The sequence below is a fragment of the Paenarthrobacter sp. A20 genome (genome assembly GCF_024168825.1).
Taxonomy (GTDB): Bacteria; Actinomycetota; Actinomycetes; order Actinomycetales; family Micrococcaceae; genus Arthrobacter.
In genome coordinates this window covers 3583648-3608976 of the sequence record NZ_JALJWH010000001.1, presented here as the reverse complement: position 1 = coordinate 3608976, position 25329 = coordinate 3583648, and the positions used below count along the sequence as shown (strand labels likewise).

Here is a 25329-nt window from a genome sequence, read left to right as displayed (position 1 = left end):
CCTATGGTTTCTTCGTTGGGCTAGTTCTTCACGCGCCGGGCGTCGGCGCTACCCGATTCAAACTTCACACCTAACATGTGATGCACCAGGACATCCTCGTTGGTATTGGCGTTGGCCTCGATGGTGACCAGTTCGCCGTCGCGCATGACGCCAATCCGATGGCACCAACTGACCATTTCGGACAGGTCCGAGGACAGGAGGATGATTGCCACGCCAGTGCTGCTGAGCTCCGTGAGCATCTTGTACACGACCTCCTTTGCCCCGATATCGATTCCACGGCTGGGATGGCTGAGGATGAGTACATCACAGTTGGTGGACATCCATCTGGCGAGTTGTACTTTCTGGCGGTCACCTCCTGAAAGTGTGGAGATCGCGCCTTGAATGTTGGTGGTGTTGATGCGCATGCGGTGTACAACATCAGCCACGCCCCGAAGCTGGGAAATCTCGTCCTGGAGGCTGTCACTGCCCCCGTCTGAGCCTTGTTGAAGCCCGTCTGCAATGCGGGCTCCGTACTCGTAGTCGTCGGCCGCATCCGGAGAATAGCCGATCTTCAAGCGCCGTGCGTCCTGGATCCCCCGGATCTGTACTTGATGTCCGTGCAGGTGGATCTGCCCTGACGTGCTTGGACTAACACCTGCCAGAGCCTCAACCAGTTGGTGCACGCCGGACCGGTGGGTCCCGACGAGGCCAAAAATTTCGCCCTTGGCCACATTGAATGTCACATCGCGGACCCTGTCCCCCACGCTGAGGTTGGCGATCCGCAACGCCTCGTCGGCGGCCGCCGGATCTGTGGGCCTGGCGACTCTCTCCAGTTCCTTTTGAAGCAGGAGGAAGGCAAGTTCCCCGACGTCGGTCTGGCTGGCTTCCAGTGTCTTGTGTACCTTGCCGTCCCGCATGACGGCAATCCGGTGCGCAATGGATCTGACTTCATCGAGGCGATGGGTGATGTAGATGATCGCCCGGCCTTGACGGGTCAGCATCCTTAGCACCTGATGCAATACGGCGACGTCATGATCCGGCAGTGAAGCAGCCACTTCATCCATGATCACGAGCTGGGCTTCTTCGGCGACCATGCGCATAACTTCCACGAGCGCCTGTTCGGCACGGATGAGTGTTCCGACGGTGGCATCCGGATCCATGCTGACGCCTATTTCCCGGATCAGTCCGGCCGCTTGGTCGCGGAGTTCATCATGAGACTTTCCGGACTGGAAGGTGCCGCGGAATATTGCTTCGGTGATGGTCAGTCCGGGGTCGATCCGGAAATTCTGGGGAATCAAACCAACTCCGCAGGCTTGCGCTTCTGCGATGGAGTCCGGTACGTAAATCTCCCCTGCGAGAGTGATCTGTCCGAGGTCGTGCTTGTGGGATCCAGCCAAGACGCCCATCAAGGTGGACTTGCCGGCACCATTGGTTCCGATCAACCCCAGAATCTCGCCTCGATGCAAAGAAAGCCCAACGCCTTTGAGGATGCGCCGCTGGTCGTACGAGGCGTGAATATCCTCAGCATGCAATAACAGGTCCAAGAAAGCTCCTAATCCCAGGGGACGATAGCCGCCCCTGAGAGTTCATGGCAAAGCTTTCCAGCATCATGCCTGGGGCGGTGGACTGTGGCATAAACTCCCCATTGCGGGTTTATGCAGCATGCTGACAATTACTCATTGGGGCGCCTTTGAGAGTCAACCAGATGAATTCCGGAAATGCAAAACGGAAATAGGTGAAACAAGAAACTCCATTTCGTGACGCAAAAATCGTGATTATTTAGAGAATCGTTATTTCATGGCGTTGCCATGGGCTGGCCTGTCGCTTAAACAGCAGCGGCCCGGGACATTCGTCCCGGGCCGCTGCTGTCGAGGCTCTTCTACTCGGCAGCCTTACCGAAGTAGTCGGCGCCACCAACGTATTCGGTGTGTCCGGATTCGACTTCTGCGGTGGCCATCTTGGCTACCTCAGCTGCAAATTCCTCCACTGAGTACAGCTTGCCCGCTTCGGCGCGGCGGGCTTCGATGGCTCCCGGGTTGGAGCGGTCCAGCAGGGTCGCCGTAACGGTGCCCTCGATCATGTCACCGGAAACAATCACCAGCGAGATGCCCTTGTCCGCAAGATTGGGAAGGAGGGCACGCAGTGCATCCTCGCCGGCGCGCTTGCTCTTGGCCACGGGCTCGTATTCGGGCATCGTGGGGACGGTCTCAACGAAGTGTGCCTGGTGGCTGGTGACGAAGACGACACGCGATCCTTCGGGCATGAGCGGAACAGCTGCATTGAGCATGTTGACCTGCGCGTCGCGGTTCAGCTTGAGTGCGTAACCTTCCTCCATGCCGGATTCCATACCGCCGGAGGCGTTGAGCACCAGGATATCGAGGGAACCGAACTCCTCCATGGCCGTGCTGGCGAGGGCATGGACACCTTCATCGGTGGTCAGGTCTGCGCCCACCGCAGCTGCGCGACCCCCAGCTGCCTTGATGTCCGCCACAACCTTGTTGGCGCGGGGCGCCTTCTGCCGGTAGTTCACAACGACGGCGGCGCCCTCGCCGGCGAGGATCTTGGCAACTTCGGCGCCAATTCCGCGCGATGATCCCGTGACGATGGCGGTCTTGTTATCCAGCGTTCCCATTCATGCTCCTTTTGTTCACTTCATCCAAATTCCGTGGCCTCGACTTCCATCATGCCAGCGGCAACGATGAATTCAGTTGTTGGCCTCGGACAAAAACGGGGGTGCAGCCTAGTGGGCTAGTGCCCCATGCCCAGGCCGCCATCAACCGGGATGACGGCGCCGGAGATGTAGGCGGCTTCGTCACTGGCCACCCAGCGAACTACGTCTGCTACCTCGGAGGCCTCTGCGAAGCGTCCTGCAGGTACGTTGGCCAGGTACGACTTCTGGGTTTCCTCCGGCAGTTCAGCAGTCATGTCAGTGTTGATGAAGCCCGGCGCTACTACGTTGGCTGTAATCCCCCGGCTGCCGAGTTCCCGGGTCAGCGACCTCGCAATGCCTACCATTCCGGCTTTGGAGGCGGAGTAGTTGATCTGGCCAGGCGCGCCGTAGAGGCCGGAGACGGACGAGATCAAAACCACACGTCCCTTGCGAAGGCGGATCATGCCCTTGGACGCGCGCTTGATGACGCGGAACGCCCCGGTGAGGTTCGTATCCAGGACAGAGGTGAAGTCGTCTTCGCTCATGCGCAGCAGAAGTGTGTCCTTGGTAATACCTGCATTGGCCACCAGTACTTCAACGGGGCCGTGTGCTTCTTCGACAATCTTGAAGGCAGCGTCCACGGATGCTTCGTCCGTGACATCGGCCCTGACGCCCAGGATGCCTTCAGGGAGGTCTGTTTCACTGCGGTAGGTGACGGCGACCTTGTCTCCGTTGGCAAGGAACGATTCGGCAATGGCGAGGCCGATGCCGCGGTTGCCTCCGGTGATGAGGACGCTGCGGCCGGTGGATACTGCTTCAGACATACTTTCGCTCCGAAATTCTGCGGCACACGCTTGCCGCTTTGAAGAGGGATTTTCCTGTCTCGATCTTATCCGCCGCCCGCTGGAACCCGTGGGTAGCCATCACGTTGCGCGGTTTGGGTCGCTACGGCCTTGGTGAGAGAATTGATAGAGGCCTTTGGAGCGTGATGATTCAGTTGTGACACGAGAAAACAGTCCCCTGCAGCAAGTGCCCGGGGAGCCGGATGCTGTTTCCGGCGACCCCGAAGTCCACAGCATCACGGATGCGGCTGCTGCGCACTCTGAAGACATGCGTGAGCGCATGATCAAGTATGCGGTGGCCATGGGCATCCGCATGGTCTGCATAGTCCTCATTTTCGTGGTGGATGGCTGGTTCAAGATCATTGCCATCGCGGGGGCGGTGTTCCTTCCGTGGATCGCCGTGGTCATCGCCAACGGCAACGACAAGGCCGAGGATCACAGCGAGTCCTTGCTGGACTACGTTGCAGTCCCTGAGATCGAACGTTCCACCGAGCCTGAAGAAGAACCGTCGGCCACGCCCACTGTGCTCCAGGGAGAGCTGGTGGATGAAGAACAACCGACCAAACAAGAGGGCCCATCGACGGGTCATGCAAGCGAAGCCGGGCAATCCGGCGATGAACGGGCGGCCTCATGAACATTTTTAGTCTTGCTGGCCCAGGTGGGGCCGGCCAGGAGTCCGCACGGGCCACCGGGCCCGCGCTCTGCTCCCGCAAGGGCTGCCGATCCGACGCCCAGTGGCAACTCTTATGGAACAATCCCCGCATCCACACCCCCGAGCGGCGCAAAGTGTGGCTTTCTTGTGGAGACCACCGTGAGTGGCTGGAGGACTATCTGCAAACGCGCAGCCTTTGGAAGGAAACCGTACCCTTCACGGAGGCCGATGCCGCGGCGAACGAGGCCGGCTGAATGTACCGTTTCCTCTTCTCCAGCAAATGGCTGGGGTACTTCGTTCTGGCTGTCATCTTCGCTACGGCATGCGTGTTTCTGGGCCGCTGGCAGATGGACCGCAGGGCCGAAACGCTGGCAGAAATCAATCGCGTGGTCAGCAATTACTCCGCCACTCCCATCCCCTACGCAGAGATCAAGAACCAGTTCGACACCCTGGATCCTGAACGGGAATGGACGCAGGTTCAGCTCCGTGGCAGCTACGACCTCGATGGCCAGCGGGTTGTGCGTAACCGGCCGTTGAACGGGCAGCCAGGCTACGACGTCGTGGTTCCCTTCCGCCTGACCACAGGCGAAGCAGTGGTGATTGACCGCGGGTGGCTGCCGATTGGCAACAACACTCCCGGCCGTCCCGACGTCGTTCCGGCACCCCCTTCGGGCGAGGTCACGGTGATAGCCCGGCTCAAGCCCGCCGAACCCAAGTTGGACCGCGGCGCAGTAGACGGGCAGCTCGCTTCGATCGACTTGGCGAGTTTCTCCAGCGAACTTCCCTACCCCATAGCCACTGGTGCGTACGGGCAACTCGCCAGTGAAGATCCAGCCGTGCAGCCGATGCCAACGCCGTTCCCCAAGCCGGCCACCGAGGAGGGAACGCACCTCTCCTATTCCCTGCAATGGTTCGCCTTCGGCGTCCTGATGTTCATCGGTTTCGGTTATGCCGCACGGCAACAGGCCCGCAATGCGGCTATTGACGCCGAAGACGAAGAGGACGAGCAGATAATAGCCGCCGGTGGTACGCCGAAGAAGCGCACCCCTGCTCCGCGGAAGAACAAGCGCGCCACGTCCGAAGAAGAGGAAGACGCAATCCTGGATGCCCAAGGCTACTGATACGAGACCTGATCCCGTCGCCAATGTAAGGTCCGCTTTGACGGCAGCCGGCGCTCAGGACACGGTTCGGATTTTCGCGGACAAAGTTCCGACGGCGGCCGCCGCTGCGACAGTCCTGGGGTGCGGGGTGGCGGCAATCACCAACAGCCTGATCTTCGAGCTCGACGGCGGACCACTGCTCATCCTTGCAAGCGGCGCTGCCAGGGTAGATACATCGTTGGTGGCAAATCAACTGGGTTCCGGCAGAATTCGCCGGGCGAAGCCGGATTTAGTCCTGGAGCACACGGGCCAGGAAGTAGGAGGAGTAGCGCCAGTTGGCCACCCCCGGAAACTCCGGACCATCCTGGACACGTCGCTCCAGGAACACCCTGTCCTCTGGGCCGGAGCCGGAGACCACAACTCCATGTTCTCCATCAGTTACGAAGAACTAAGGGCTATCACCAACGCTGAAGAACTCCAGGTCCGATAGCCGCTGGCGGCCCGCCCCAGGCTTACGCCAGCGTGATCAGGTCCAGGTAGTCTTCGTTCCAGTGGTCCTCCACGCCGTCCGGGAGCAGTACAACGCGCTCCGGGTTCAGCGCTGACACAGCACCTTCGTCGTGGCTGACCATGACGACGGCGCCGCTGTAGTTCTTGAGGGCACCCAGGATTTCCGCGCGGCTGGCGGGGTCCAGGTTGTTGGTGGGCTCATCAAGGAGCAGGACGTTCGCGCTGGAGGCCACGATGGTGGCTAGGGCCAAACGGGTCTTCTCGCCGCCGGAGAGGACGCCTGCAGGCTTGTCGACGTCGTCACCGGAGAACAGGAATGAGCCAAGGATTCCCCGGACCTCCGCATCTTTCATGTCCGGCGCAGAGGAACGCATGTTCTCCAGGACCGTGCGGTCGACGTCAAGGGTCTCATGCTCCTGGGCGTAGTAGCCCACCTTGAGGCCATGACCGGGGATGATGTCCCCGGTATCGGGCTTGTCGACGCCGGCCAGCATGCGCAGCAACGTGGTCTTACCGGCACCGTTAAGGCCGAGGATTACCACCTTGGAGCCACGGTCGATTGCCAGGTCCACATCCGTGAAGATTTCCAGCGAGCCGTAGGACTTGCTGAGGCCTTCCGCGGTCAGCGGGGTCTTGCCGCAGGGTGAAGGATCCGGGAAGCGCAACGCGGCCACGCGGTCGTTCTCGCGCACGGCCTCCAGGCCGCTCAGGAGCCGTTCAGCACGCTTGGCCATGTTCTGGGCGGCCACTGCCTTGGTGGCCTTGGCCCGCATCTTGTTCGCCTGGTCGATCAGGACCTGGGCCTTCTTTTCGGCGTTGGCACGCTCGCGCTTCCTGGCACGCTCGTCCGTTTCGCGCTGGAGCACGTAGCGCTTCCAGTCCATGTTGTAGTAGTCGATCTGGGCGCGGTTGGCGTCCAGCAAGTAAACCTTGTTCACCGTCGCTTCGAGAAGTTCGGTGTCGTGGCTGATCACGATCAAGCCACCCTGGTGGTTCTTCAGGAAGTCACGAAGCCAGGTGATGGAGTCGGCGTCAAGGTGGTTGGTTGGTTCGTCGAGGAGCAGCGTCTCCGCATCGGAGTACAGGATGCGGGCCAGTTCCACACGCCGTCGCTGGCCACCGGAAAGGGTCTTCAGCGGCTGGTTGAGTAGCCGGTCCGGCAGTGCAAGGTTGGAGGAGATTGCGGCGGCTTCAGCCTCGGCAGCGTAACCCCCGCCAGCCAGGAATTCTGCTTCAAGGCGGTCGTAGCGGTTCATGGCTTTGCGCTGAACGGCTGCGTCATCGCTGGCCATGTCATCGTGGGCCTTCTTGAGCTTGCCGACCACGACGTCCAACCCGCGTGCGGAAAGGATGCGGTCGCGGGCGAGTTGCTCCATGTCCGGCGTCCGGGGATCCTGCGGCAGGTAGCCGATCTCGCCGCTGCGGGTCACTTTACCCCCGGCCGGAAGGCCTTCACCCGCGAGGACCCGGGTGAGGGTGGTCTTACCGGCGCCGTTGCGGCCGACGAGTCCGATCTTGTCCCCTTTGTCCACCCTGAAGTTAACCTGGTCCATGAGCAGGCGTGCGCCGGCGCGGAGTTCGAGGTCCTGGACGGTAATCAATTCGGGTGATGCCTTTCAATGGGGAACGCGCGCGGGGACCGGTGGGTCCGTTAATTGCGGCGGAGTGTGGCTGTGAGAACAGCCTGTTCAAGTCTACCGGCACCCCGGCCGCAGGCTGACATCGACCCAAAAACGGTAAAACTGTGCCACCCGCCAAAGAACTACCCGCCAGCGTTGTGGAAAGGCTCCAAAAATCCGGTCCTGCGGCATCCGTATTCTCAAGAACAGGGGGAGAAAGCTCCGCATTCATCGCATCGCACCTGATTGGACCCGTCATGAGCCAGACCAACGCTGCCGTTGGGCAGCACAACCCGACTTCCCGCAAACGCTGGACTGCCACCGACCTCGGGCTCATCGCGGTCTTCGCGGCCCTCGTGGCGGCCTCCTCGATTGTCCCTGGCATTCCTGTGGGTGCCCTTGGCGTGCCCATCACACTGGTGACATTGACGGTGATGCTGAGCGGACTGGTGCTGGGCGCTGGACGTGGCTTCGCCGCCGTCGGGTTGTACGTGCTTTTGGGCCTGGCGGGGCTGCCCATCTTCAGCGGTGGCCGTAGCGGATTGGGCATCCTGGCGACTCCGTCAGCCGGCTACATCATTGCGTTTCCCCTGGCGGCCGCCGCGACGGGCTACCTTGCAACGGTGGTCATCCGCCGGACAGTCAAGTTCCGTGCCCTATGGTTGTTTGCTGCGACCATGGTGAGCAGCATAGTCATCGTCCACGGACTCGGCGTCCTTGGCATGATGGTCAACGCCCGGTTGGATTTCAGCAAGGCGTTCCTGGCCGACCTTCCCTTCGTCCCCGGCGATATCATTAAGAACGTCCTGGCCGTGATCATCGCCATGGCGATCCATAAGGCCTTCCCGGATGTCCTGGTACGTCGGGTCAAGTAAAGCGGGAACCATCACTCCATGAACTCCATCAGTTTCAGCAGGGTCTCGGTGCGCGTCGCTGTCGATGGCAGCGAGACGCCCAGAACCCTGCTGCACGATTTTTCCCTGGACCTGCCCGAGCGCCGCATCGGCGTCATCGGTGCCAACGGATCGGGGAAGTCCACCCTGTTGCGGCTCCTGAATGGCTTGGTGCAACCGAGCGGCGGAACTGTCCTGGTCGATGGCGATGACACAGTGTCGGCTGTCCGCAGGGTCCGAAGCAATGTAGGTTTCGTCTTCACCGATCCCCTGTCCCAGTTGGTCATGCCCACCGGGCGGGAAGACGTTGAGCTTTCGCTGCGCCGGTCCATAAAGAACTCCAAGGAGCGGGCTGCGCGTGCAGACGCCGTCCTGGATCGCTTCGGGCTCCTGCATGTGGCCGATCAAAGCATCTACGAACTCTCCGGTGGTGAACGGCAGCTACTGGCCCTTGCCGCAGTCCTGGCCGTCAATCCCAAAGTATTGGTCCTCGACGAACCATCCACGCTGCTGGATCTCCGCAACCGCGAACTCCTGCGGCGAACCGTGGCCGGACTCGACCAGCAGGTCATTATGTCTACCCACGACTTGGACCTCGCCCTCGATATGGACCGCGTTCTGGTGGTCGAGTCAGGACGCATAGTATTCGACGGCGACGCGGCAGCCGGCGTTGCCCATTACCGTGCCTTGTGCGCAACTGCGTTGGACGACCTACCGCTCGGAAAGGCGCCCCAGTGAGGGGCCATGGCTTCCTGATCGCCAATTATGTCCCCGGAGACTCGATCGTCCACCGCACTCCCCTCTGGCTGAAATTCGTCGTGGTGGCCGCCTGTGGAGCGGCATCCTTCCTGATAGTGGACTGGATCATCTCCCTGCTGGTCTTCGCCGTCATGTGCGGCTTGTTCCTGCTGACCGGCGCAGGCCCGCGAAGGTTGGTCAGGGCCATCTGGCTGGTGGCGCCCATCGTGCTTATCATCGGGCTCTTCCAGTGGTGGCAACTCGGCGGTCCCACGGCTGCGCGCATCGTTCTGAACGTGCTGGTGTGCGTTGTGGCGGCCTCAGTGCTGACGGCCACTACTCCGGTGCAGGACCTGCTGGACGGAGTGGCTGCCCTTGCCAAGCCATTCCGCCGTTTTGGTGCCGACCCTGAACGCTTTGCCTTGACCATCGCAGTGATGCTCAGGAGCATTCCCTTCATAGCCGGCGCCTTTTCAGACGTGAGGGACTCAGCTCGTGCGCGGGGACTGGAGCGCAATCCCAGGGCGCTCATCCTGCCGGTCTTCATCACTACCGTGGCATACGCCAGGCAGACCGGCGATGCGTTGGCTGCACGGGGTTTGGGTGAGCCGGATGACGCTGCTACCGGAAACTAGAGCCGCGAGTACTGCATCAGCGCCGCGGTTCCCATGCCACCGGCAATGCTGATCATCGCCAACGCCAGGGGGCTGTCGCCCTGCCTGGCGTAGCGGCTGCGTGCCTGGGCAAGCAACCGGGTCACCAGGACAGCCCCGGATGCGCCGAAGCCGTGCCCCAAGGCCAGGGCGCCTCCCTCGAGGTTTGCCCTCTCCGGGTTGATGCCCAGGTGGTTCAGGCATGCAATTGTCTGTGAAGCGAAAGCCTCGTTGAACTCGACTAGGTCCACGCTGTTGGCGGCCACGGATTGATTCGTCAGGAGACGGTGCGCTGCGTGTGCGGCGCCGATACCGAGGAGCTGCGGATCCACACCCGTGGTGTCGCAGCCGAGCACCAACAAGCCGTCAGTCGCGCCCATGGCGCGTGCACGCTTCAGGGACGTGATGATGACGGCGGATGCAGCGTCCGCGTCGAAGCATGAGTTTGCTGCCGTGACCGTGCCGCCGGGTACGAACGCAGCGGGGAATCTCGCCATGGTTGACGCAGCAAGCGACGCCCGGGGTCCGTCGTCGGAATCCACCACTGTTCCATTGGCTTCGATCGGCACGATCTCGCCCGCAAACCTACCGTCTTTGGCAGTCCGAACTGCGCGTTGATGGCTGCGGAGCGCGTATTCATCCTGTTGCTGTCTCGTCACGCCGTATTCGCGGGCCACATTCTCGGCGGCAACACCCATGTCCGGATCGCCAAACTGCGGTGGCACGAAGTTGGCACGGGAGTACAAGTCCAGTTCGCCGTCGCCGTTCCGGTTGGCCCTTGCCGGTGCGGTGCTGATGCTTTCCACACCGCCGGCGAGATACAGCGGATCTCCGCCGGCTGCCACCAGCCTGGATGCCAAAGCGATCGCGTCCAGGCCTGAGCCGCATTGCCGGTCCACAGTGAGACCGGGCACGGAGAGGGGCATCCCGGCCTGGAGTGCGGCGTACCTGGCCACATTTCCGCCGCCGCCCACAGCGTTCCCCATGATGACGTCGTCCACTTCCGCCGGATCCACGGCGAGGGATTCCAGCAGCGCCCCCAATACCGGTGCAAGGAGATCAGGCGCGCGGAGATGCTTCAAACGGCCGTTTGCCCGGCAAATAGGTGATCGAAGGGACGCGACGATCACTGGCAGACGGGATTCGTCAGCTACTCCCCCGGCTGCGCTGCCGTCGCTACCCAAGAGGCTGGGCCCTGGGGTCGTGGTTCTTGACCCAGTCAAGGAGGACCTTCCTGCTGACCTTGCCGCGGTCCGTCATCGGCAGCTCCGACAACATGTAGTACTGCAACGGCCGTTTGTCCCGTGCCAGTAACCCGTCCAGGCCGCTGCGAAGTTGGGTGGCGGTGACCGCACCGTAGGAAGGCACGACGCCGGCAATCACCTTCTGGCCGCGAATATCGTCAGGCGCACCAGCAGCGACGGCAACATCTATGCCGGGCACGGAAGCCAGTGCCAGTTCCACTTCGTGGGGGTAGACGTTTTTTCCCGACGTGATGATCATGTCGGAACGGCGGCCAAGAATGTGGAGGACGCCATTCTCAAGGAATCCTTGGTCGCCTACGGTGTACCACCCGTCCAGGCACCGGAGGGCTTGTCCATCGTCGCCCCAAAGGTAACCGTTGCTGACCATCCCGCTGCGGACACTGATGTTGCCGTGCCCGCCATCGGGAAGAGCCTGGCCTGCGTCGTCGAGAATGCACAATTCCACACCCGGGAAGGGCAAGCCGATGCCGGTGCCCCCGGCGTCCAATGGTTCACCGGCGGCCAGCCGGGTACCGGAGACAAAGCTAAGTTCGGAGGCGCCGTAGTACTCGTAGATAGACGCGCGTGGGGCCCACCGCCTGGCGGCCTCCAACGTCCGGGCGTCCAGTTTGGAGCCGGCGCACACGATACTGCGGATACCCGATGCATCGACGTCGCCGGCCAACCCCCGCTCGCTGAGCAATCGCAGCATCGTTGGCGCCACCACGAGGCGGGTGATGCCGTCGTGGCTGATGGCGGCATGTGCGTCTCCGACGTCGAACGATGCCAGCGTATGGAAAGCAGCACCCGCGTAGAGGCACTCGGAGAGGGCGTAGAGGTTGAGGCTGGCGGAAAGGGGACCCGGTGCCAACGTGCGGTCATCCTGTGAGAGGCCGAAGAATTCGATGGACGCCTCGAACGACACCTGCCAGGAGCGGCGGGAGCGGGTGAAAGCCTTCGGAACAGAGGTAGTGCCGGAGGTCAGGCCGATGAGGAAAGTAGTGGAGGGATCTCCGTCCACCAGCTCCGTATCTGATGCCGCCCCCTGCCCAACGATGCGCGACGCTACTTCGTCGATCATGGGCGCCGGCCATTCCGGGTCCAGCACCGCACAACGACGGTCCCCGGCCACCGCCGCCACGTATCGCTCAATGAAGCGGTTGGAGTTCGGTTCTGCGAGAACGGTCATGTCCGCCGCGTCGCCGATCAAGGTCGCTGCGGCGTCACGGAGTCCCGCCCAGGTGAGCCGGCTGCTGCCCACAACGACGGCGGTGTCGTGGGGGCGCTGATCGGCCCAGAGCTGAAGTTTGTCCAGGAAAGGCATCCAAACAATTTTACGGCAGTGTCCGGCACCGGGCACCAAAAGTGACGTCTATTCTGACTGTATGAGTTTCAATGACGGGGCGCAGCTTGACCCTTCCCAGGTAGAAGACCGACGCGGTGGTGGTTTGGGCCGCGGGACCAAAATCGGCGGTGGCATTGGTGGCGGCATCGTGGTGCTTCTGCTGGTGCTGCTCGGGGTCAATCCCAATGTCCTCGGAGACCTGACCGGTGGCGGGAGCCAGCCACCCGCCGTCGACGGTGGCAGCGCCGGAGGTGTCCAGGAGTGCCAGACCGGTGCTGACGCCGACAAGCGATTGGACTGCCGGATCACAGGAACAGTCAACAGCCTCAACGCTTTCTGGCCCGGCTACCTTGCCGACTATAACGTTCAATACCCGCGGCCCAAGACCGTGATCTTCAGCGAGGCTACGAACACCGGTTGCGGTGCGGCCACCAGCGCCGTTGGACCGTTCTACTGCCCGGCGGACACCACTGCCTACTTCGACCCTGGCTTCTTCGACGAATTGGTGACCCGGTTCGGCTCCTCGGGTGGCCCCCTGGCACAGGAGTACGTTGTGGCACACGAATTCGGGCACCATATCCAGAACATCCTTGGAAATTTGGACCTAGCCCAGCAGGACCCGCAAGGCCCGCAGTCCGGTGCGGTGCGGGTGGAACTTCAGGCTGATTGCTACGCGGGATTGTGGGTTCGCCACGCTACTACGCAGACGGACGCCAGTGGAAAGCCGTTCCTGGATCCGCTGACTGAACAAGACCTGCAGGACGCGCTCTCGGCCGCGTCCGCCGTTGGGGATGACCGCATCCAGGAGGCGGCTACAGGCCGGGTGTCACCTGAATCATGGACGCACGGTTCCAGCGAGCAACGGCAGAAATGGTTCTACCAGGGGTACACCACAGGCGACATCAACAAGTGCGACACCTTCGCAGTTGCCGCGCCATAAGGTTCTGTAGGACCCTTCGGGCTTTAACCGAAAATGGTTCCGGGCACTGAGCCCGGAACCATTTTCATATGCCCGCTCGCTTCGAGCGAAAAGCTGCCGATCAGATGTTGAAGCCGAGGGCCCGCATCTGGTCCTTGCCGTCGTCGGTGATCCGCTCGGGACCCCATGGCGGCATCCATACCCAGTTCAGGCGCCAATCGTCAACGACTCCGTCGAGGGACTTGCCAACCTGCTCTTCAAGCACGTCCGTCAGCGGGCAGGCCGCCGTGGTCAGTGTCATGTCAATCAGGAGGGCACCGTCGTCATCGGAGTACTTGAGTCCGTAGAGAAGGCCCAAGTCCACGATGTTGACGCCGAGTTCCGGGTCAATCACGTCCTTGAGCGCTTCCTCGACGTCCTCGAGGCTGGTACGCGCCACATTGATGTCGGTCATGGAAAGATCCTAACTAGGCCTGTACAGCCGGAGCAACGGCAACGCCGGCCCCTGGAGCGTAGCGGTCGTAGCCTTCGTCTTCAAGGCGGTCGGCGAGCTCGGGGCCGCCTTCTTCAACAACCTTGCCGTCAACAAACACGTGGACGAAGTCCGGCTTGATGTAGCGCAGGATGCGGGTGTAGTGAGTGATGAGCAGGGTGCCCATGTTGCCCTCTTCGTGTGCACGGTTGACGCCCTCGGAAACAACCTTCAGCGCGTCCACGTCAAGGCCGGAGTCGGTCTCGTCCAGGATGGCGAACTTCGGCTTGAAGAGTTCCAGCTGAAGGATTTCGACACGCTTCTTCTCGCCACCGGAGAAGCCTTCGTTGACGTTGCGCTGAGCGAAGTCGGCGTCGATGCGAAGCTGCTGCATGGCGGCCTTGACGTCCTTGGTCCAGGTACGCAGGGCCGGCGCTTCGCCGTCGATCGCGGTCTTGGCGGTGCGGAGGAAGTTGGTCATGGTGACGCCGGGAACTTCAACCGGGTACTGCATGGCCAGGAAGACGCCTGCACGGGCGCGCTCGTCGACGCTCATTTCCAGCACATCTTCGCCGTCCAGCGTGATGGTGCCGCTGGTGACGTTGTAGCGCGGGTGACCGGCGATGGTGGAGGCAAGGGTGGACTTGCCCGAGCCGTTGGGACCCATGATGGCGTGCGTTTCACCGGTCTTGATGGTGAGGCTGACGCCCTTCAGGATCTCCTTGGTGCCCTGCTCCGTCTCGATGCTGACGTGCAGGTCCTTGATTTCAAGAGTTGACATGCTCTTCTTTCTTTCCGTTCGTAAGTCTGGCGGTACTGGGCGCTCAGTAGTTATCTACCGAGGCGCCGTTCACAACGTTGGTCACGTCCACGTAAACGTCGTCTCCATCGATGGTGACGGCGAAAACCGGGACGGGGTCATAAGCAGGCAGCTGGAGCGGCTGACCGCTGCGGAGGTCGAACTGGGAACCATGTCCCCAGCATTCGATCGCGCAACCTTCAACCTCACCCTCGGACAACGAGATGTCCGCATGCGAGCAGGTATCGGCGATGGCGTGGATATCGCCCATCGAATCCTTGACGATGGCTACGGGGTAGTCATCGATCAGGACGCGCAGCGCTTGCTTGACCTGGATGTCATTGGCACTGCATACCAGTTCGCCCTTGGTTTCTTCACTCATTGTTACCCTGCCTGGCCTGTCTTAGTTGTCGGTCGCGGCGAGTTCGCGCTCAACAGCTGCGGTCAGGCGCTCTTCGATTGCCGGAACCTTGATCTGCTGGATGATCTCGTTGAGGAAGCCTCGGACCACCAGGCGGCGGGCGACCTTCTCCGGGATGCCACGGGCCATGAGGTAGAACAGGTGCTCGTCATCAAAACGGCCGGTGGCGCTGGCGTGGCCCGCACCCTCGATCAAGCCGGTCTCGATTTCGAGGTTCGGAACGGAATCCGCGCGGGCGCCGTCCGTGAGGACCAGGTTGCGGTTGGCCTCGTAGGTGTCGGTGCCTTCTGCTTCCTTGCGGATCAGGACGTCGCCAACCCACACGCTGTGGGCATTGCGGCCCTGGAGGGCGCCCTTGTAGAGGACGCGCGACTTGCAGTTGGCCACGGCATGGTCAACGAAGAGCCGCTGCTCCAAGTGCTGTCCGGCGTCGGCGAAGTACAGGCCGAACATTTCGACGTCGGCACCGGGAGCCGTGAAGCGCGTTGACGGCGTGACGCGAACGAGGTCGCCGCCAAGGCTGACCACGATGTGCTTGAACTTGGCATCGCGGCCGATCTTTGCCTGCTGCGATGACGCGTGGACGGCGTTGTCGGCCCATTCCTGAAGGGAGACAACCGTCAGTTCAGCACCGTCTTCGACGATGATCTCCACGTTCTCCGAAACAACTGCGGTGCCCTGGTGGTCCAGGACCACGATGGACTTGGAGAAGCGCTCTGCCACGATCACGATGTGCTGGGCGGAAGGTGCTTCGCCGGCGCCGGTGATCAGGACGGAAACTTCACTCCCGGCCTGCAGTTCGGCGGGCACGGTGATCACGGTGGCCTCGGCGAAATTCTCCCAGGCGTTGGCGGACACGAGGTCCTCCGGGATGGCTGCCTGGCCAATGCGCTGGTCGTCGCGGCCAACGGTTTCAACAACGACGCCGGCCGGTGCCGTGACGTTGACAGCCGGAGCTGCACCGTTGAGGACTTCGGTGTGGAGGCCGCGCAGGCGCTTGAGCGGTGTGAACCGCCAATCTTCCTCAAGGCCATTCAGCGGCTTGAAGTCGGCCAGCTTGTACGACGTGAGGCGGCCCGCACGCGAGCTGTCCGGGATGCCAACGCCGCCACCGTGCGAGTGGCTCTTGGCCGAAGCCCCGGCGAGGGGACCAGCGGAAGGCTGCTCCGACGTCGTGCTGGTGTTCGTGCCGGTGTTAACGGGCGAGAGGTTCTCGCCTTCCTCGGTGAAGCCGTTGATAAACGGCTGGGCCGAGGGCGCGCCGATGCGCGCCTTTTCAGTAGTGATATCAGTCATTGTTAACCGACGGACCCTTCCATCTGCAGTTCAATCAGGCGGTTCAGCTCAAGAGCGTATTCCATGGGCAATTCACGGGCGATCGGCTCGATGAAGCCGCGCACGATCATGGCCATGGCCTCGTCCTCAGGCATGCCGCGGGACATCAGATAGAAGAGCTGCTCTTCGCTGACGCGTGAAACGGTGGCCTCGTGGCCCATGACGACGTCGTCCTCGCGGATGTCGATGTACGGGTACGTGTCCGAACGGGAAATGGTGTCCACCAGGAGGGCGTCACAACGGACCGTGTTGGCCGAGTGCTTGGCGCCCTCGCGGACCTGGACCAAGCCGCGGTATGCAGCACGGCCGCCACCGCGGGCCACGGACTTGGAAATGATGGAACTCTTAGTGTTCGGAGCAATGTGCACCATCTTGGAACCGGTGTCCTGGTGCTGGCCCTCGCCGGCGAAGGCGATGGACAGGGTCTCACCCTTGGCGTGCTCGCCAACGAGGTAGACGGCCGGGTACTTCATGGTCACCTTGGAGCCGATGTTGCCATCGATCCACTCCATGGTTGCGCCTTCCTCGCAGATGGCGCGCTTGGTAACCAGGTTGTATACGTTGGTGGACCAGTTCTGGATGGTGGTGTAGCGGACGCGGGCGCCCTTCTTCACGATGATCTCCACAACTGCAGAGTGCAGGGAGTCCGAGGTGTAGATCGGAGCCGTGCAGCCTTCGATGTAGTGAACGTAGGAGTCCTCATCAGCGATGATGAGCGTGCGCTCAAACTGGCCCATGTTCTCCGTGTTGATACGGAAGTACGCCTGCAGCGGGATATCCACGTGCACGCCCTTGGGCACGTACACGAAGGAACCGCCGGACCACACGGCCGTGTTCAACGAGGCAAACTTGTTGTCGCCCACGGGAATGATGGTGCCGAAGTACTCCTGGAAGATCTCCGGGTGTTCGCGCAGGGCGGTGTCGGTGTCCAGGAAGATGACGCCCTGGGCTTCGAGGTCCTCACGGATCTGGTGGTAGACGACCTCGGACTCGTACTGGGCTGCGACACCCGATACCAGGCGGCTGCGCTCAGCTTCGGGGATGCCCAGCTTCTCGTAGGTGTTCCGGATGTCTTCCGGAAGGTCTTCCCACGTTGCGGCCTGCTTCTCCGTGGAACGCACGAAGTATTTGATGTTGTCGAAGTCGATGCCGGAGAGGTCTGCACCCCAGGTAGGCATCGGCTTGCGGTCGAAGTACTTCAGGCCCTTAAGCCGCAGATCGAGCATCCATTCGGGCTCGTTCTTCTTCGAGGAGATGTCGCGGACAACCTCCTCGTTGAGGCCACGACGGGCATTTGCGCCTACGTCGTTCTTGTCGGCCCAGCCGTACTCGTAGTTTCCGATACCGTGCAGTTCGGGATTCTTCTCCAGAATCTCCGAGATCACAGTGCCTTCGGCTACCGCTTTCTCTGCTATTTGGTCCGTCATCACGGCCTTTCTTGCTGGTTGTTTGATTCCTGGTACGGGTTCCCGGACTGCTCTGCGACATCTGGGGATGCCGTGGCAGCCAGGCGCCCGGTAGGTATGTGGGTGGTGCAAACATGTCCGCCCTGCGCGAGCGTGGAAAGGCGTCGGACATCGACGCCCACCAGGCGGGAGAAAACCTTGGTCTCGGTGTCGCAGAAGACGGGGAACTCCGCTGCCAGCCGCTGGATGGGACAGTGACCCTGGCACAGCTGGACACTGGACAGCGCGGCAGGCAACGGTGCCTTGGCTTCGATGGAATGGGCCGAGGCAACGAAGCGATCGCGGCTCAGGGCTTTTGAGAGCGCCATGGCCCGGGCAGTGATGTCATCACCGGCGGCCTCGACCTCGGGAGCGTAGCGCCGTTCCATGTCGGAGAAGCGCTCCTCCGCGTACTGGCGGACTGCGTCTTCACCGGCAAGTTCCTGGAGGCGCCGGAGTGCGGAGCTGGCAATATTCAAGTAGTCGTCGCCCAGCGTGGATTGTCCTTGGGAGCTCAGGACATACCGGCGTGCGGGGCGTCCCGCGCCGGAACCGGCCTTCGCCACGCGCTTGACCTCGATCACGCCGCTGCGTTCCAAATGGTCGAGGTGGCGGCGAACGGCAGCCGGCGTAAAACCAAGAAGGTCGCCGAGCTCCGCGGCACTCACCGGGCCGTTTTCGAGAACAGCACTCAGGACGCGGTCCCGGGTGCGGTCATCGGCGTCCGGCAGCGCAGGAGAAGCAACGAATGCCTCTGCCGCTGCAGCATGCCGCTTTGAGGGCATGGAAACTGGACTGCTCATGGAATACACAACACAATCATGTCGTAATTTGTTTCCTGCATCCAGTAAGGCAAGGCTGACTTGGCTGCGTGCCAAGTGTGACCGTACTACTTCACGTAGAATACTCTGGTGCGATCACCCGAATCCCCTGTCCTCACCATAGACGGACTCACTAAGGATGTAGGCCCTTTGGCCTCCCTTGACGGCAAAATGCTCCGGGTTGTCAGCGGACTGTCCCTGGTGGCCGAGCGCGGCCAGGTCACTGCCCTGTTGGGCGCAAACGGCGCCGGTAAAACCACCACCCTCGAATGCGCCCAGGGTTTGCAAAAGCGCACGGCCGGGAGCATCTCCCTTCTTGGCGCGGACCCGGACACGGCCGGTGCTGAGCTGAGGTCCCGCGTTGGCGTGATGCTTCAGGACGGTGGCCTGCCGCCGTCGGCCCGTCCTATCCCCCTGTTGCGGCACGTCGCCGGCATGTACCAAAACCCTATGGATGTTGACGCCTTGGTGGAACGGCTGGGAATCAGCCAGTTCAGCCGCACCAACGTCCGCCGACTGTCCGGCGGCCAAAAGCAACGCCTGGCACTGGCAGCTGCACTAGTGGGCAATCCCGAAATCCTTTTCCTCGACGAGCCCAGCGCCGGACTTGATCCTCAATCGCGCCAGATGGTTTTCGAGCTGATTGCAGAACTTCGCGACGCCGGGATGGGGATCGTCCTGACTACCCACCTGATGGACGACGCCGAGCGGTTGGCGGACTACGTTTACATCATCGATGGTGGTCATAACGTGGTGGAAGGAACAGTCGCCGAACTGCTGCGGCATGATCATTCCGGTGACACCGCAGTGACCGACCGGACCCTTTACTTCGATGCTCCAGGAGGGCTCGACTTCGCTGGTGCCGTTGGTGCAGGCCTTCACATAACGGAGACGCGCCCCGGCAGCTACTCCGTCACAGGTGGGATCACGCCGAAGGACCTTGCAGCACTTACTGCGTGGTGGGCGGAACGGAACATCATGCCGGGCTCGCTGCGCCTGGAAGCCCGCAGCCTTGAAGACGTGTTCCTGGACATTTCCGGAAGGGACCTTCGATGAGCAATCTCCTCTCCCCCAACGCCGGCCCGGCATCGCTGCCGCGCCGGATCATCCAGCAGGGTCGCTACGAGACCATCACCATGCTGCGGAATGGTGAGCAGCTCATTCTCGCCATTGTCCTGCCTTTAATGGCGCTGGTGGGTCTCGTGGTCACTCCGCTTCTGGACGGTCTGGGTGGATCCCGTATTGACGTGGCCACCCCTGGGATTCTTGCTCTGTGCGCCATGTCTACAGCCTTCACAGGCCAGGGCATTGCCACCGGCTTTGATCGCCGGTACGGAGTACTCCGCTTCTTATCGACAACCCCGCTTGGCAGGGGCGGTCTCATTACCGGAAAGATTCTCGCTGTCCTCGTAGTCCTCTGCCTCCAGGTACTGGTGGTGGGCGCCATCGCCGGCCTGTTGGGATGGCAACCACGGCCGGAGGCATGGCTTCCCGGGCTCGTGCTGTTGGTTCTCGGCGCTGCCGCCTTCACCGCGCTGGGCCTGCTCGTTGCTGGCACGGTCCGGCCGGAAGCCACCTTGGCGATCACCAACTTGCTCTGGATACTGCTCGGTGCCCTGGGTGGAATCGTGGTGCCCGCTGAACGGCTGCCCGCCGTGCTGCAAGCCATTGTCCATTTCCTTCCATCCGGAGCATTGGGCCAAGCACTCCGGGATGCCTTCCTTCTGGGGGCTTTTCCCTTGCCTGCGGCTCTTATCCTCCTGCTCTGGACTGTACTGGCCGGCGCCGCGGCCATTCGATGGTTCAAGTGGAACTAACCAACCTGGTACCACCCAACCCCGGCACCCCCCAACCCGGCACCACCAAACAACGCAGAACTGAGAAGTGAGAAAACTGTGAGTACGGCATCGCGCCTCCCGAAAACCGTCCAGCGTTGGACATCGAAGCTGCCCACCGAGGTGAATAAGGCGGTACGCCGGCTGGCGCTGTTGTCACTCATCGGGCAGACCGTCCTTGTGGTAACCGGTGGCGCTGTACGTCTCACGGCGTCGGGCCTGGGCTGCCCCACTTGGCCGCGATGCACCAACGATTCGCTGGTTAACACTCCGGAGATGGGCATTCACGGGTTCATTGAATTCGGCAACCGCATGCTCACCTTCGCCCTCGCCGCCGTTGCCGCACTCATGTTGGTGTACTTGTGGAACCTCCGCAAGGAACGCCGCGACCTCTTCCTGCTGGCCTTGGGCCTCCTTGCCAGCATCCCCGCCCAGGCAGTTATCGGTGGAATCACTGTGCTGTCCAACCTCAACCCGTGGGTTGTTGGACTTCACTTCCTCGTGTCCATGGCCTTGGTTGTCTTCGCCACGCTGCTGGTCAACAGGGCCTACGGCCGTGCCGGTCGCTTCATGAACCGCACGCTGGCTTCCCTCCCTGCCATTGCGCGCCCCGTGACGACGGCCGTTACTGTTTTCTCGGCACTGTCTGTGATGCTGGGTGTCGTTGTGACCGGGGCCGGACCCCATGCAGGCGATGCTGATGCTCCACGCAACGACCTGGACTGGGACCTTTTCTCGCACATCCACGCCGTTCCCGCCTACCTCATCACCGCCGGAACCCTGTTTGCTGTGTACCTCGTGATCCGCCACAAGATCGCTGGTCCGTTCAGAACTGCTACATACCTGTTGCTGGGCGTGACATTGCTCCAGGCTGCCATCGGATTCACCCAGTACTACAACGGAATTCCCGCACTCTTGGTCGGTGCGCACATGTTCGGGGCAGCAGTCCTCATGAGTGCAGCCACCAATGCCGCCGATCTTGCAAAGCACAGCCCGGTCCGTTAATAGATCTCCTAAGCCCGGATCAGTTGCGCCGGGTTGGAACGCATGGCCAGCACGGCCGGATACACCGCGGACAAGGTGCCGCTGGCGAGTCCCGCCCCTATGCCCCATAGTGACGTGTACCAAGGGATCACAGCAGACCAACCTTCGATGGATGCGTAGGCCAGCACGGCTCCCATGCCTACGGCTGCGCCTGCAGCACCTCCCAACGCTCCCACCACGGCACCTTCGACAAGGAACATCGAGGCCAGCACTCCTCGCCGCATGCCGAGGGCAAGTCGCAGTGCAATCTCGCTGGACCGCGCCAACACGCCCAAATACATGGTGGTTCCGGCACTGAGGCAGGCCATGGCGAGCAGGATGATGGAGACAATGGCTACCAGCCTGCCGAGGTCAGTATTGATCCCTTGTTTGAGCTCCCGGAGGTCGGCCACCGTTTGTACTTTTACGGTCCCGGGTTCAGCAGGGTTGAGGGCCTTTGGCAGCGCCTCGGCAATGGCTGCCGGCATCCCTGGACTCGTCCTAAGGACCAGGGATGCTGCCACGTTGCTGGTCAAAGAGTAGGACCCGACTCCCACCATCACCGCTGACGGCAGAACCGGGTCACGGCCCGGCTCATCAACAATCCCCACCACCGGGACCGGCTGGCCATACAGCCACACAACGACGCCGGGACCTGGCTTTGCGATTCCCAGTTCATTAGCGGCATTCTGGCCCAGGATGGCGATGGGCCCTCCGAATGAATGGTCGAGCAAGGCAGCATCACCGTCGGACACCGTTGCCCCTTGGATTCGAAGGTAGGCGGAGTCGACGATCCGGACGGCCCCGTTGAACGCAGGTTGTTCGGGAAAGGACCCAGGCCGGAAGGTCGATGGTTGCACCACCGACGATGAGAGCTCGGTGATGACTCCGGCATCGTCCACACCGGATAGCCTCCTGGCTGCCTGGAGATCGTTGGTGACAGCTTCCCACGAGGCATAACCTTCCTCGCGCGTGACCCGGACTTCGTCCCTCGCGGCCTCGTCGATCCGGGCAGATACCTTGACTGAGGCACTCTCGCTCAGCCCGATGGCCGCAACCAGCCCTCCGCTGCCAAGGAGAAACGCCATGATCAGCAAAAGGGCTTTGGATGGACGAATCGTCAGCGCAGAAACTGCGTCAGCAACAACATCCGCGGCCTCGTGGCGTCGGCGCCGGACCAACGCCTGCTTGTTGCTTCCTGGTCCTGCGGCTGATGTTGCAGGGCCCGTGGTGGCTTCGTTGCTGCGACCTGTGTCCTTGACGATGGCCCCATCGCGCATCGTGATGATGCGGTCCGCGGCTGCAGCAATGTCGGGATCGTGCGTCACCATGGCCACGGTGGTTCCTGAGTCACTGAGCTCACGCAAATGATGGATGACGATCTTGCCGTTCGCGGTGTCCAGGCTGCCTGTGGGTTCGTCCGCAAGCACAACTTTCGGAGCTCCGATCACGGCCCGGACGATGGCCAGGCGTTGACGCTCTCCCCCGGATAATAGCGACGCCGGGGTTGCCGCCCTGTGCCCAAGCCCAAATTTCCTCAGAGCGGGCATGACCAGCTGTTTCTGGACGGACAGCCCTATTCCCCGTGCGCGAAGGCCCAGCACGGCATTTCGGGCCGCGGCGTCACGCCCCAACATATGGGATTCCTGGAAGACGAAGCCAAAGACATCGGCCCGCCGGTCTGCCCGCGCTCTCTCGTCGAGGTCCGCGACGTTCATACCTCTGATCCGGTATGTGCCCGATGTCGGTGTGTCCAAAAGACCAAGGACGTTGAGCAGCGTGGACTTTCCCGAACCGGAGGGACCCACTATGGCCACGAATTCCCCCTCATGGATGTCGAGGTCCACGTCCACCAGCGCCATCGTCCCGGGAAAGCCGCGGCTAACGCCTCGTAGGCTGAGGATGGGCAGGCGCTGCGCACTCGCTGATGATTCGTGGGCGGGCACAAGTGCACTCATTGCAGTTTCACCTGATCCCCTACGATCAGGCCGTCTACGTCCGCGATCGCCGCCCACCCGTCTGCCTGGGCGGTGACCTTGACCTTCAGGCGGCGGGGCTCGCTGTTCCCTTCAACCAGGAGGTACGGTGTCCCGCCGTCCTGGCGAATCGCAATGAGGGGAACGGCGAGGGACTCTGCAACTGCGCTGCCTGACGTCATGGTGACTGACTGGTCTGCGGCGAATCCCTGTGTCCCCGGCGGCAATGCTACGGTGATGTCTTTTCCAGGGATTTCGTTTTTGTTCTGGTCACCCTCCAGGAAGCTGCTGACCTGCACCACCGTGGTGTCCAGGACCGTTGAACCGGCCCTGACCGTTACGGGCGTACCCACCACGAAAGTCTCGGATTGAACAACATCTGCACGGGCAACAATGGAGTCGTCGGCGACCCTGACCCGGGCCACGATCCCGTCCTCGGCCAGAAGTGAACCGGGTCCGGCGATGGAAGCTACAGTCCCGGAGTCACCGGGGACCTGAACAAATTCCCGCCAGCGAAACATGACGCCCGACGAGTTCGTTGGTGCTGCATTACCAGCTTCCTCCTGAGGGAGTGGACCGGGCGCAGCGGGGGCTTTATACCCTGCGGCTTTGTACCACGATCCCAGTGCCTGCTGAGTAGCCAGGTCAAAGGTTCCTGTTGTCACGCATGCATACCCGAAGTTCGTCAAGGCCGCTTGGAGGGCTTTGACATCGGGACCTGAGTCCCTTGGGCTGATGTCCCGATACAACGGCACGCTGCTGGGTAGTATCAGCAGCGGCCTCCCGGAGACGACCGCCAGCACTTCACCGGGAACCACGGGGCTCCCGGCCTCTTTTGCCACGTCCGTCACCACCAGTCTGTCAACACCTTCGGCGGGGCTCGCTTGAAGGGTGGACTGGGCTCCTGGAACGACTTTCCCGGAAAGAACCACCTGTTTGACCACCGCACGGCGTTCTACCGTTGCCGAAACCGGAACCACCGAGGCCAGAGTCGGCATCGGCTCCGTCCCCGCTGTGCTTGAAGCGCCGGCCCAGTATGCAAGTCCCAGTCCTCCCAGTACAACGATCACCGCGCCAGGAATCAGCCACCATCGTGGAATACGCCTCATGCCGCGGCGAATCAGATCAGGGTCAGAGTCTTGCATCAGCCACGCCGTAGTCCCGCAGTATTTGCTTGGCGCGTTCCACGGCGGCCGCCTTTTCTTCCGCCAAGACGTTGAGTTCGGCCTGATGGTCCTTTATCTGTGCTGCTTGGTACTCAGCGAGAATGTCATAAGGCTTCCTGGCACCGCCGCTGGCGTCCTTGCAGTCAACCTCCAGCAGGGCAACGCGTATCTCGTCTTCCTTTGTGCCGCTCGATTGCAGGCTCCACGAACCCGGCCCGGTGAGCTTCACACCATTTTCGGCCAGGCAATTCTCCCAATCCTGTCGGAAGGTCAAATACTCGGGGTCGCGTTCCGTCAGCGCCACGGCGTTCCGTGTGATCTGGTTCTGGACTGAAGTGTCACCAACCAAACCTTCCAGGAGTTCGGGCAGCCCGGCCCTTCCCACGGAGTTAGTGCACTTTGTTTCCGCTGCCTGGTGCTCCGCGCTGAGAACGGGGCGATCGGGTTGCTCGTCCATCACGCCAGGAATTTTGCGGATCTCCAGCAGGGCACCGTTCCTCGCTGCCAAGTTCCGGGACCATTGTCCATATCTGGCGTCCTGCAGGGCCTTGCCCCCACCTCCCCAGGGAGCCACCGTGAAGCCCGCTTCTCTAACGCAGTCAAAAATGAGGGAGGCCACGGCAGAATTGACGATGACGTTCTCCCGATCCGAGTACCAGTACGCGCTCATGGGGAGCAGAAGTTCGCCAGTGATTTCATTGAGGGAGGCCCTTGCCCCGGCTCCGGCAGAACGATCTACGGGGGGCAGACTTATTGCCGGAGCCTCAGTGGGCGTTGGTACCGACGGGGCAGAGCAGGCGGTGGTGGCGATCACCACCGCCATCACCGCCATCGCCAACGTTGTTGTGGACACCTTCTTGATGGTGGGCTTCAAGGGATTATCCCCAGACAC

Annotated in this window: 26 protein-coding genes; 11 read left to right on the top strand and 15 right to left on the bottom strand. The window is 61.9% G+C overall.

The genetic code is table 11. From position 1 onward, the window contains the following. Nucleotides 1–20: 20 nt before the first annotated feature. The 3 genes from J3D46_RS16615 to fabG all read right to left on the bottom strand — a co-directional run bounded on the left by J3D46_RS16615 (nt 21) and on the right by fabG (nt 3453). A complete protein-coding gene (locus J3D46_RS16615) occupies nt 21–1523 on the bottom strand; it encodes a sugar ABC transporter ATP-binding protein (protein WP_253468243.1) in 1503 nt (500 codons plus the stop codon). Nucleotides 1524–1858: 335 nt separating this feature from the next. Next, complete coding sequence (locus J3D46_RS16610; RefSeq protein ID WP_253468242.1) at nt 1859–2611, bottom strand: SDR family oxidoreductase; 753 nt, start codon at nt 2609–2611, stop codon at nt 1859–1861. Nucleotides 2612–2727: 116 nt separating this feature from the next. Then, nucleotides 2728–3453: a 3-oxoacyl-ACP reductase FabG gene (gene fabG / locus J3D46_RS16605; RefSeq protein ID WP_231341640.1), complete on the bottom strand. Its 726-nt coding sequence runs from the start codon at nt 3451–3453 to the stop codon at nt 2728–2730. Between the two features lie 154 nt (nt 3454–3607). On the opposite strand from fabG, the gene J3D46_RS16600 reads away from it, so the two are divergent. From J3D46_RS16600 to J3D46_RS16585, 4 genes are read left to right on the top strand one after another with little or no spacing between them, the layout of a single operon-like run. Further along, complete coding sequence (locus J3D46_RS16600; protein ID WP_253468241.1) at nt 3608–4105, top strand: DUF3099 domain-containing protein; 498 nt, start codon at nt 3608–3610, stop codon at nt 4103–4105. Continuing rightward, a complete protein-coding gene (locus J3D46_RS16595) occupies nt 4102–4377 on the top strand; it encodes a hypothetical protein (RefSeq protein ID WP_253468240.1) in 276 nt (91 codons plus the stop codon). Before J3D46_RS16600 ends, J3D46_RS16595 begins: the two co-directional genes overlap by 4 nt. Next, on the top strand, nt 4378–5244 hold the full coding sequence (locus J3D46_RS16590) for an SURF1 family protein (RefSeq protein ID WP_231341637.1): 867 nt from the start codon (nt 4378–4380) through the stop codon (nt 5242–5244). Then, complete coding sequence (locus J3D46_RS16585) at nt 5228–5713, top strand: YbaK/EbsC family protein (RefSeq protein ID WP_253468239.1); 486 nt, start codon at nt 5228–5230, stop codon at nt 5711–5713. The genes J3D46_RS16590 and J3D46_RS16585 overlap by 17 nt, the downstream gene beginning before the upstream one ends. A gap of 22 nt (nt 5714–5735) precedes the next feature. Here J3D46_RS16585 and J3D46_RS16580 read toward each other — a convergent pair whose 3' ends face one another. Beyond that, the gene (locus J3D46_RS16580; protein WP_231341635.1) at nt 5736–7334 is read right to left on the bottom strand and encodes an ABC-F family ATP-binding cassette domain-containing protein; all 1599 of its coding nucleotides are present in this window, start codon (nt 7332–7334) and stop codon (nt 5736–5738) included. Between the two features lie 275 nt (nt 7335–7609). Between J3D46_RS16580 and J3D46_RS16575 the strand changes: the two genes are divergently transcribed. Genes J3D46_RS16575 through J3D46_RS16565 form a run of 3 tightly spaced genes read left to right on the top strand, consistent with a single transcriptional unit; the run spans nt 7610 to nt 9618 of the window. After that, on the top strand, nt 7610–8227 hold the full coding sequence (locus tag J3D46_RS16575) for a biotin transporter BioY (RefSeq protein WP_253468238.1): 618 nt from the start codon (nt 7610–7612) through the stop codon (nt 8225–8227). Between the two features lie 18 nt (nt 8228–8245). Next, complete coding sequence (locus J3D46_RS16570; RefSeq protein WP_253468237.1) at nt 8246–8983, top strand: energy-coupling factor ABC transporter ATP-binding protein; 738 nt, start codon at nt 8246–8248, stop codon at nt 8981–8983. Continuing rightward, a complete protein-coding gene (locus tag J3D46_RS16565; RefSeq protein WP_253468236.1) occupies nt 8980–9618 on the top strand; it encodes an energy-coupling factor transporter transmembrane protein EcfT in 639 nt (212 codons plus the stop codon). Before J3D46_RS16570 ends, J3D46_RS16565 begins: the two co-directional genes overlap by 4 nt. Here the strand turns inward: J3D46_RS16565 and J3D46_RS16560 are convergent. Then, nucleotides 9615–10820 carry a thiolase family protein gene (locus J3D46_RS16560; protein ID WP_253468235.1) on the bottom strand — a complete coding sequence of 402 codons (1206 nt, stop codon included), beginning with the start codon at nt 10818–10820 and terminating at the stop codon, nt 9615–9617. The genes J3D46_RS16565 and J3D46_RS16560 overlap by 4 nt on opposite strands. After that, nucleotides 10813–12204, bottom strand: coding sequence for a class I adenylate-forming enzyme family protein (locus J3D46_RS16555; protein WP_253468234.1), 1392 nt, complete (start codon nt 12202–12204; stop codon nt 10813–10815). The genes J3D46_RS16560 and J3D46_RS16555 overlap by 8 nt, the downstream gene beginning before the upstream one ends. Nucleotides 12205–12265: 61 nt before the next feature. Between J3D46_RS16555 and J3D46_RS16550 the strand changes: the two genes are divergently transcribed. Further along, a complete protein-coding gene (locus tag J3D46_RS16550; protein ID WP_231341629.1) occupies nt 12266–13165 on the top strand; it encodes a neutral zinc metallopeptidase in 900 nt (299 codons plus the stop codon). Nucleotides 13166–13265: 100 nt separating this feature from the next. Here J3D46_RS16550 and J3D46_RS16545 read toward each other — a convergent pair whose 3' ends face one another. The 6 genes from J3D46_RS16545 to J3D46_RS16520 are packed head-to-tail and all read right to left on the bottom strand — an operon-like array spanning nt 13266 to nt 18419. Further along, nucleotides 13266–13598, bottom strand: coding sequence for a metal-sulfur cluster assembly factor (locus tag J3D46_RS16545; protein ID WP_159699704.1), 333 nt, complete (start codon nt 13596–13598; stop codon nt 13266–13268). A 13-nt stretch (nt 13599–13611) separates the two neighbouring features. Next, complete coding sequence (gene sufC / locus J3D46_RS16540) at nt 13612–14397, bottom strand: Fe-S cluster assembly ATPase SufC (protein WP_014921882.1); 786 nt, start codon at nt 14395–14397, stop codon at nt 13612–13614. Between the two features lie 43 nt (nt 14398–14440). Then, the gene (locus J3D46_RS16535) at nt 14441–14797 is read right to left on the bottom strand and encodes a non-heme iron oxygenase ferredoxin subunit (RefSeq protein ID WP_159699707.1); all 357 of its coding nucleotides are present in this window, start codon (nt 14795–14797) and stop codon (nt 14441–14443) included. 21 nt (nt 14798–14818) lie between these two features. After that, nucleotides 14819–16132, bottom strand: coding sequence for a Fe-S cluster assembly protein SufD (gene sufD, locus J3D46_RS16530; protein WP_253468233.1), 1314 nt, complete (start codon nt 16130–16132; stop codon nt 14819–14821). Between the two features lie 2 nt (nt 16133–16134). Then, the gene (sufB, locus tag J3D46_RS16525; protein WP_062068692.1) at nt 16135–17598 is read right to left on the bottom strand and encodes a Fe-S cluster assembly protein SufB; all 1464 of its coding nucleotides are present in this window, start codon (nt 17596–17598) and stop codon (nt 16135–16137) included. After that, complete coding sequence (locus tag J3D46_RS16520; protein ID WP_253468232.1) at nt 17598–18419, bottom strand: metalloregulator ArsR/SmtB family transcription factor; 822 nt, start codon at nt 18417–18419, stop codon at nt 17598–17600. Before J3D46_RS16520 ends, sufB begins: the two co-directional genes overlap by 1 nt. 108 nt (nt 18420–18527) lie before the next feature. Between J3D46_RS16520 and J3D46_RS16515 the strand changes: the two genes are divergently transcribed. The 3 genes from J3D46_RS16515 to J3D46_RS16505 all read left to right on the top strand — a co-directional run bounded on the left by J3D46_RS16515 (nt 18528) and on the right by J3D46_RS16505 (nt 21277). Next, entirely contained in the window at nt 18528–19493 is a 966-nt protein-coding gene (locus J3D46_RS16515; RefSeq protein WP_253468231.1) for an ABC transporter ATP-binding protein, read from the top strand. Next, nucleotides 19490–20254, top strand: coding sequence for an ABC transporter permease (locus J3D46_RS16510; protein ID WP_231341625.1), 765 nt, complete (start codon nt 19490–19492; stop codon nt 20252–20254). Before J3D46_RS16515 ends, J3D46_RS16510 begins: the two co-directional genes overlap by 4 nt. A 78-nt stretch (nt 20255–20332) precedes the next feature. Beyond that, nucleotides 20333–21277: a heme A synthase gene (locus tag J3D46_RS16505; RefSeq protein WP_253468230.1), complete on the top strand. Its 945-nt coding sequence runs from the start codon at nt 20333–20335 to the stop codon at nt 21275–21277. Nucleotides 21278–21285: 8 nt separating this feature from the next. Here J3D46_RS16505 and J3D46_RS16500 read toward each other — a convergent pair whose 3' ends face one another. From J3D46_RS16500 to J3D46_RS16490, 3 genes are read right to left on the bottom strand one after another with little or no spacing between them, the layout of a single operon-like run. Continuing rightward, on the bottom strand, nt 21286–23253 hold the full coding sequence (locus tag J3D46_RS16500; RefSeq protein ID WP_253468229.1) for an ATP-binding cassette domain-containing protein: 1968 nt from the start codon (nt 23251–23253) through the stop codon (nt 21286–21288). After that, entirely contained in the window at nt 23250–24416 is a 1167-nt protein-coding gene (locus tag J3D46_RS16495) for a peptidoglycan-binding domain-containing protein (RefSeq protein ID WP_253468228.1), read from the bottom strand. The genes J3D46_RS16500 and J3D46_RS16495 overlap by 4 nt, the downstream gene beginning before the upstream one ends. Then, nucleotides 24403–25311, bottom strand: a complete 909-nt coding sequence (locus tag J3D46_RS16490; RefSeq protein ID WP_253468227.1) for a hypothetical protein — start codon at nt 25309–25311, stop codon at nt 24403–24405. The genes J3D46_RS16495 and J3D46_RS16490 overlap by 14 nt, the downstream gene beginning before the upstream one ends. Nucleotides 25312–25329 lie beyond the last annotated feature (18 nt).